Genomic DNA, 6,398 nt, shown 5'->3' with positions numbered 1-6,398 from the left:
GGATTCGAACCTACGACCAATTGGTTAAAAGCCAACTGCTCTACCAACTGAGCTAACGACCCGGAAAATGGTCGGGGTGAGGGGATTCGAACTCCTGACATCCTGCTCCCAAAGCAGGCGCGCTACCGGACTGCGCTACACCCCGAGATGGCTCCGCGACCTGGACTCGAACCAGGGACCCAATGATTAACAGTCATTTGCTCTACCGACTGAGCTATCGCGGAACTGAACTTCGGTACTACTTTCCGATTTGCTACTCCGAAGACTGTGTTTGCTTCGGACTCTAGAGCTTCGCTGCTTTCGCTTTGTCGCTGCTGAGGCCGGCTATTCTACATTCTTCGTTTTGCTTGTCAACCACTTTTTTTCATTCAACTTACTGATTTGTAAGTTGTTTTGCGGTCACCGTTGTTGCTGGTGATTCGCTTAGTGCCTGACAACGCGGCGTATATTAGGGGCACTCGTTTTTTGATGCAAGCAGAAATTTCAAAAATTTCAGCAGGTTATCCCAGCAGGTCTGAAACGCCCGAATTTGCTGGGCCTGTGCCCGCCTCTTCGCGGCGGTTTGACGCCTCCAGCCCCTGCCTCAGGCTCAGCGCAAGCGCGGATACCTGTGAAAGCGGCAAAAAAAAGCCCCGCCAAGGCGGGGCTCATGGTGCAACGGAATCAGCCAAAGACGATTTCGTCGCCTTCGACCTTGGCGGTGATCGCCGAACCCGGCAAGAACTTGCCTGCCAGAATCAGCTGCGCCAGCGGGTTTTCGATCCAGCGCTGAATCGCCCGCTTCAGCGGCCGTGCGCCGTACACCGGGTCGTAACCCACGGCAATCAGCTTGTCCAACGCCTCTGGGCTCAGGCTCAGCGACAGTTCGCGCTCCAGCAAACGGCTGCGCAGGCGGCCCAGCTGGATTTCGGTAATGCCGGCAATCTGCTCGCGGCCCAATGGCTCGAACACCACCACTTCGTCGATGCGGTTGATGAACTCTGGACGGAAGTGCGCCCCCACGGCATCCATGACGGCCGCACGTTGTGCCTCGCGGTCACCGACCAGCTCCTGGATCTGCGCCGAGCCCAGGTTGGAGGTCATCACGATCACCGTGTTGCGGAAGTCCACGGTGCGCCCGTGGCTGTCGGTCAGGCGGCCGTCTTCCAGCACCTGCAACAGCACGTTGAACACATCCGGGTGGGCTTTTTCCACCTCGTCCAGCAGCACCACCGAGTAAGGCTTGCGCCGTACAGCCTCGGTCAGGTAACCGCCCTCTTCATAACCGACATAGCCTGGTGGTGCACCGATCAGGCGAGCCACGGAGTGCTTCTCCATGAACTCGGACATGTCGATGCGCACCATCGCCTCCTCGGTGTCGAACAGGAACTCGGCCAGCGCCTTGCACAGCTCGGTCTTGCCCACACCGGTCGGGCCAAGGAACAGGAACGAACCACTTGGCCGGTTCGGGTCGGACAACCCGGCCCGCGAGCGGCGCACGGCGTTGGCCACGGCAGTTACTGCCTCGCCCTGGCCGATCACGCGCTGGTGCAGCAGCTCTTCCATTTTCAGCAGCTTCTCGCGCTCGCCTTCCAGCATCTTGGCAACCGGAATGCCGGTCCACTTCGACACCACTTCGGCAATTTCTTCCTCGGTCACCTTGTTGCGCAGCAACTGGTTCTCGGTCTTGCCGTGCTGGTCGACCATCTGCAGGCTGCGCTCCAGGTCGGGGATAACCCCGTACTGCAGCTCGGCCATGCGGTTCAGGTCGCCTTTGCGACGGGCGGCTTCCAGCTCCTGGCGGGCCTGTTCGATCTTTTGCTGGATCTGCGCAGAGCCCTGCACTTCGGCCTTCTCCGACGCCCAGATTTCTTCCAGGTCGGAATACTCACGCTCCAGCCGTTCGATTTCCTCGGTCAGTTTCTCCAGGCGCTTTTTAGCGGCTTCGTCTTCTTCCTTCTTCAGCGCCTGGGATTCCACCTTCAACTGGATCAGGCGACGATCAAGGCGGTCGAGCACTTCCGGCTTGGAGTCGATCTCCATGCGGATGCGGCTGGCCGCTTCGTCGATCAGGTCGATGGCCTTGTCCGGCAGCTGGCGGTCGGTGATGTAGCGGTGGCTGAGCTTGGCCGCAGCGATGATGGCACCGTCGGTGATGGCCACCTTGTGGTGCACTTCATAGCGCTCTTTCAGGCCACGCAGGATGGCGATGGTGTCTTCCTCGCTCGGCTCTTCGACCAGCACCTTCTGGAAGCGGCGCTCCAGGGCGGCGTCCTTCTCGATGAACTGGCGGTACTCGTTCAGCGTGGTGGCGCCAACGCAATGCAACTCGCCACGGGCCAGGGCCGGCTTGAGCATGTTACCGGCGTCCATGGCGCCCTCGCCTTTGCCAGCGCCGACCATGGTGTGCAGTTCGTCGATGAACAGGATGATCTGGCCTTCCTGCTTGGACAGTTCATTCAGCAGGCTTTTCAAGCGCTCTTCGAACTCACCGCGGTACTTGGCACCAGCAATCAGCGCGCCCATGTCCAGCGCCAGCAGGCGCTTGCCTTTCAGGCCGTCGGGCACTTCGCCGTTGATGATGCGCTGGGCAAGGCCTTCGGCGATGGCGGTTTTACCCACGCCAGGCTCACCGATCAGCACCGGGTTGTTCTTGGTACGGCGTTGCAGCACCTGCACGGTACGGCGGATTTCGTCGTCACGGCCGATCACCGGGTCCAGCTTGCCTTCCTCGGCACGCTTGGTCAGGTCGACGGTGTACTTGTCCAGGGCCTGGCGCGACTCCTCGGCGTTGGCGTCATTCACCGCCGCGCCGCCGCGCAGGTTGTTGATGGCATTTTCCAGGGCCTTCTTGCTTACGCCCTGGCTCAGCAGCAACTTGCCAAGCTTGCTGTTCTCGTCCATGGCGGCCAGCACCACCAGCTCGCTGGAAATGAACTGGTCGCCCTTCTGCTGGGCCAGGCGGTCGGCCTGGTTGAGCAGGCGCGCCAGGTCCTGCGACATGTTCACGTCGCCGGTGGGGTTCTGGATTTTCGGCAGCTGGTCGAGTTCTTTCACCAGCGCTTGGCGCAGGCTGTTGATGTCGAAACCTACCTGCATCAACAGGGGCTTGATCGAGCCACCTTGCTGCTCGAGCAGGGCCTGCAACAGGTGCACGGGCTCGATGGCTGGGTGGTCCATGCCAACGGCCAGGGATTGGGCATCGGAAATTGCTAATTGCAGCTTGCTGGTCAAACGGTCTATTCGCATGGTGTACCTTCCTTTAAAGGGCAGGTCGGAGCGATGGACAGCGCCTGTTTATAAAGAAACCTGCCTGAGATGACTTTATAGATAAGGCTGATTCTGGAAGATTCAAGCGTAGCGGGGTTGACCGAAGTCAACCTGTTGGATTAACGAGGGCCATTCGCGCGCATGCCCGCCCCCGCAGGTACACGAATCTCTGTGGCAGCGGGCGTGCCCGCGAAGAGGCCGGTACAGGCTAGCGCGGGTCCAGCCAGACCAACGATGCAAAACGCCCACCCTGCGGGGTACGGCGATAGGAGAAGAACCGCGCATCACTGACCGTGCACAAACCACCGCCATAAACAGCAGTCACCCCACGGGCGGCCAGGCGAATACGCGCCAGTTCATAGATATCCGCCAACAGCTTGCCTGGCCGTTCGCCGTCGACAAAGGCCCGGGCCGCTTCGGGGTGCACGGCAGTAAAGGCGTCCCGCACTTCCAGCCCGACTTCGAATGCCTTGGGGCCAATCGCCGGGCCCAACCATACCAGCACGTCTTCGGGTGCCAAGGCCAAGCGGTCCAATGTGGCTTCCAGCACGCCGCCAGCCAACCCGCGCCAGCCGGCATGCGCGGCAGCCACGCGGGTACCCGCACGGTCGCAGAAGAGCGCTGGCAGACAATCGGCGGTCATCACCGTACAGGCAATACCCGGCCGGTCGGTGAAGCTGGCGTCGGCCTCGGCCACCACAGCCGGGTTGGCATCTGCCACCACCAGCCCATGCACCTGCTTGAGCCAGGCCGGCTGGATGGCGAACTGATCGCTCAGGCGGCGACGGTTCTCGGCGACCGCGGCAGGGTCATCACCAACATGGTCGCCAAGGTTGAAGGTTTCGTAGGGCGGCAGGCTTACGCCGCCCTGACGGGTGGTGACGCAGGCGCGTACCGAGGCCGGGGCCGGCCAGTCGGGGAACAGCAGCGACTGCGTCAGCCCACTCATCCGATAAAGCTCTCGCGGTCCTGGTTGAGCAGCGACAGCAACCAGACGAAGTCGTCCGGCAGTGGCGATTCCCACTTCATGATCTCACCGGTAATCGGGTGGGCCAAGGCGAGGAAACGCGCATGCAGGGCCTGACGCGGGAAGGTTTTTACCGCCTCGACCATGGTTGGGCTGGCAGCCGGCGGAATGCGGAAGCGCCCGCCGTATGTCTGGTCGCCGACCAGCGGGAAACCGACATGGGCCATGTGCACGCGAATCTGGTGGGTACGGCCGGTTTCCAGCTTTACCCGCACATGGGTGTGCGACCGGAAGCGCTTGAGCACACGGTAGTGGCTGACCGCTGGCTTGCCGCCGTCGGTCACCGCCATGCGCTGGCGCATGCCGCCGTGGCGGCCGATCGGGGCGTCGATCTTGCCGCCGGCGGTGACCACGCCGATCACGATGCACTCATAGATGCGGCTGACCTTGCGCGCCTGCATCTGCTCGACCAGCTTGGTCTGCGCCTGCAGGGTCTTGGCTACCACCATCAGGCCGGTGGTGTCCTTGTCCAGGCGGTGCACGATACCGGCGCGCGGTACGTTGACGATGTCTGGCACATGGTGCAGCAGCGCATTCAGCAGGGTGCCGCTGGCATGCCCGGCGGCCGGGTGCACAACCAGCCCGGCAGGCTTGTTGATCACCATGATATGGTCGTCTTCGTAGACGATATCCAGTTCGATATCTTCGGCGACCCACTCACCCTGGGCCTCTTGCTCGGCCTCCAGGATAAGCTGCGAACCACCATGGACAATGTCGCGAGGGCGCACGACGGCACCATCGACCGTCAGGCGGCCCTCTTTGATCCACGAAGTTAGCCGCGAACGCGAGTACTCGGCGAACAATTGGGCGGCGACCTGGTCGAGGCGTTGACCGCCCAGTTCGGACGGTACCTCTGCGCTAAGTTGAATGATCTCGGACATGCTCGATTCGGCGGGCGCACAGCCTTTGGTTTCGGCTGCGAGCTTGTGGTTAAATACGGCTTCTTTTGTCCCGGGGTTGGCCGGGGCGCTCATCATAACAGGACGGCACCGCCCAAAACAGCGGCCGTCAAAGGGACGCAAGCCGCCATGCAAGTGAAACACCTGCTGCTGATCGCCATCCTTGGGCTCACCGCGGCCTGTTCCTCGAATAAGGAAGTCATCGACGAGAACCTCAGCGAGGCCGAGCTGTATCAACAGGCCCAGGCTGACCTGGACAACTCCAGCTATACCAGCGCCGTGAACAAGCTCAAGGCCCTGGAATCGCGCTACCCGTTCGGCCGCTATGCCGACCAGGCGCAGCTCGAGCTGATCTACGCCAACTACAAGAACGCCGAGCCCGAGGCTGCCAAGTCGGCTGCCGAGCGCTTCATCCGCCTGCACCCGCAGCACCCGAACGTCGACTACGCCTACTACCTGAAAGGCCTGACGTCGTTCGACCAGGACCGCGGCCTGCTGGCGCGCTTCCTGCCGCTGGACATGACCAAGCGTGACCCGGGTGCCGCGCGCGACTCGTACAACGAGTTCGCCCAGCTGACCAGCCGCTTCCCTAACAGCCGTTACGCGCCAGACGCCAAGCAGCGCATGATCTACCTGCGCAACCTGCTGGCTTCGTACGAAATCCACGTGGCCGACTACTACCTGAGCCGCCAGGCTTATGTGGCTGCCGCCAACCGCGGCCGGTACGTGGTAGAAAACTTCCAGGAAACCCCATCGGTCGGCGACGGCCTGGCGGTCATGGTCGAGGCGTACCAGAAGATGCACCTGGACGAACTGGCGGCCAGCAGCCTGGAAACCCTCAAGCTCAACTACCCGGACCACCCGAGCCTGGTGGATGGCGAGTTCCAGCCCAAGCAGACCGAGTCTGACGGCCGCGGCTGGCTGTCCAAGGCCACCCTGGGCCTGATCGAGACCGACACCCCGCTGCCGCCGGGCGAAACCCGCGCCAACCAGGACGTGGTCAAGCAGTTCCAGGATGCCCGCGACGAGATGCCGCAAGAGCTGCTGCCAAAAGACGAGAACGGCAACCCGATCGTGCCGGAAGGCCCGAAGGAAGCCGAGAAAGACCGCTCCTGGTTCAGCTACATGACCTTTGGTCTGTTCGACTGACCTCAGCGGTGAATGAAAGGGAGGCCTTGGGCCTCCCTTTTTTATTGGCCGCGTCCTAGACTGTCGGCTTCTTC

General features: G+C 62.0%; 4 protein-coding genes and 2 tRNA genes. 1 reads left to right on the top strand and 5 read right to left on the bottom strand.

Going from position 1 to position 6,398, the window contains the following annotated elements; translation table 11 throughout:
* Nucleotides 1-68 precede the first annotated feature (68 nt).
* From E8E68_RS23080 to rluD, 5 genes are all read right to left on the bottom strand, one after another.
* Nucleotides 69-145 (bottom strand) — tRNA-Pro (locus tag E8E68_RS23080).
* Between the two features lie 3 nt (nucleotides 146-148).
* Nucleotides 149-224, bottom strand: a tRNA-Asn gene (locus tag E8E68_RS23075).
* A gap of 439 nt (nucleotides 225-663) precedes the next feature.
* On the bottom strand, nucleotides 664-3,228 hold the full coding sequence (clpB, locus tag E8E68_RS23070; RefSeq protein WP_266028700.1) for an ATP-dependent chaperone ClpB: 2,565 nt from the start codon (nucleotides 3,226-3,228) through the stop codon (nucleotides 664-666).
* A 229-nt stretch (nucleotides 3,229-3,457) separates the two neighbouring features.
* Nucleotides 3,458-4,198, bottom strand: coding sequence for a peptidoglycan editing factor PgeF (gene pgeF, locus E8E68_RS23065; protein WP_280345199.1), 741 nt, complete (start codon nucleotides 4,196-4,198; stop codon nucleotides 3,458-3,460).
* Nucleotides 4,195-5,157 (bottom strand): 23S rRNA pseudouridine(1911/1915/1917) synthase RluD, encoded by a 963-nt coding sequence (gene rluD / locus E8E68_RS23060; protein ID WP_266028702.1) that lies wholly within the window; start codon nucleotides 5,155-5,157, stop codon nucleotides 4,195-4,197. Before rluD ends, pgeF begins: the two co-directional genes overlap by 4 nt.
* Nucleotides 5,158-5,304: 147 nt before the next feature.
* On the opposite strand from rluD, the gene E8E68_RS23055 reads away from it, so the two are divergent.
* The gene (locus E8E68_RS23055; RefSeq protein WP_266028703.1) at nucleotides 5,305-6,324 is read left to right on the top strand and encodes an outer membrane protein assembly factor BamD; all 1,020 of its coding nucleotides are present in this window, start codon (nucleotides 5,305-5,307) and stop codon (nucleotides 6,322-6,324) included.
* The last annotated feature ends 74 nt before the right edge of the window (nucleotides 6,325-6,398 follow it).

It is taken from the genome of Pseudomonas sp. BN607 (genome assembly GCF_029871175.1).
Classification (GTDB): Bacteria; Pseudomonadota; Gammaproteobacteria; order Pseudomonadales; family Pseudomonadaceae; genus Aquipseudomonas.
This window is presented reverse-complemented; position numbering and strand designations above follow the sequence as displayed.

Excerpts from the sequence above, each read along its gene's own strand:
- rluD (WP_266028702.1), bottom strand. The coding sequence starts at position 5,157 with ATGTCCGAGATCATTCAACTTAGCGCAGAGGTACCGTCCGAACTGGGC.
- E8E68_RS23055 (WP_266028703.1), top strand. The coding sequence starts at position 5,305 with ATGCAAGTGAAACACCTGCTGCTGATCGCCATCCTTGGGCTCACCGCG.
- pgeF (WP_280345199.1), bottom strand. The coding sequence starts at position 4,198 with ATGAGTGGGCTGACGCAGTCGCTGCTGTTCCCCGACTGGCCGGCCCCG.
- clpB (WP_266028700.1), bottom strand. The coding sequence starts at position 3,228 with ATGCGAATAGACCGTTTGACCAGCAAGCTGCAATTAGCAATTTCCGAT.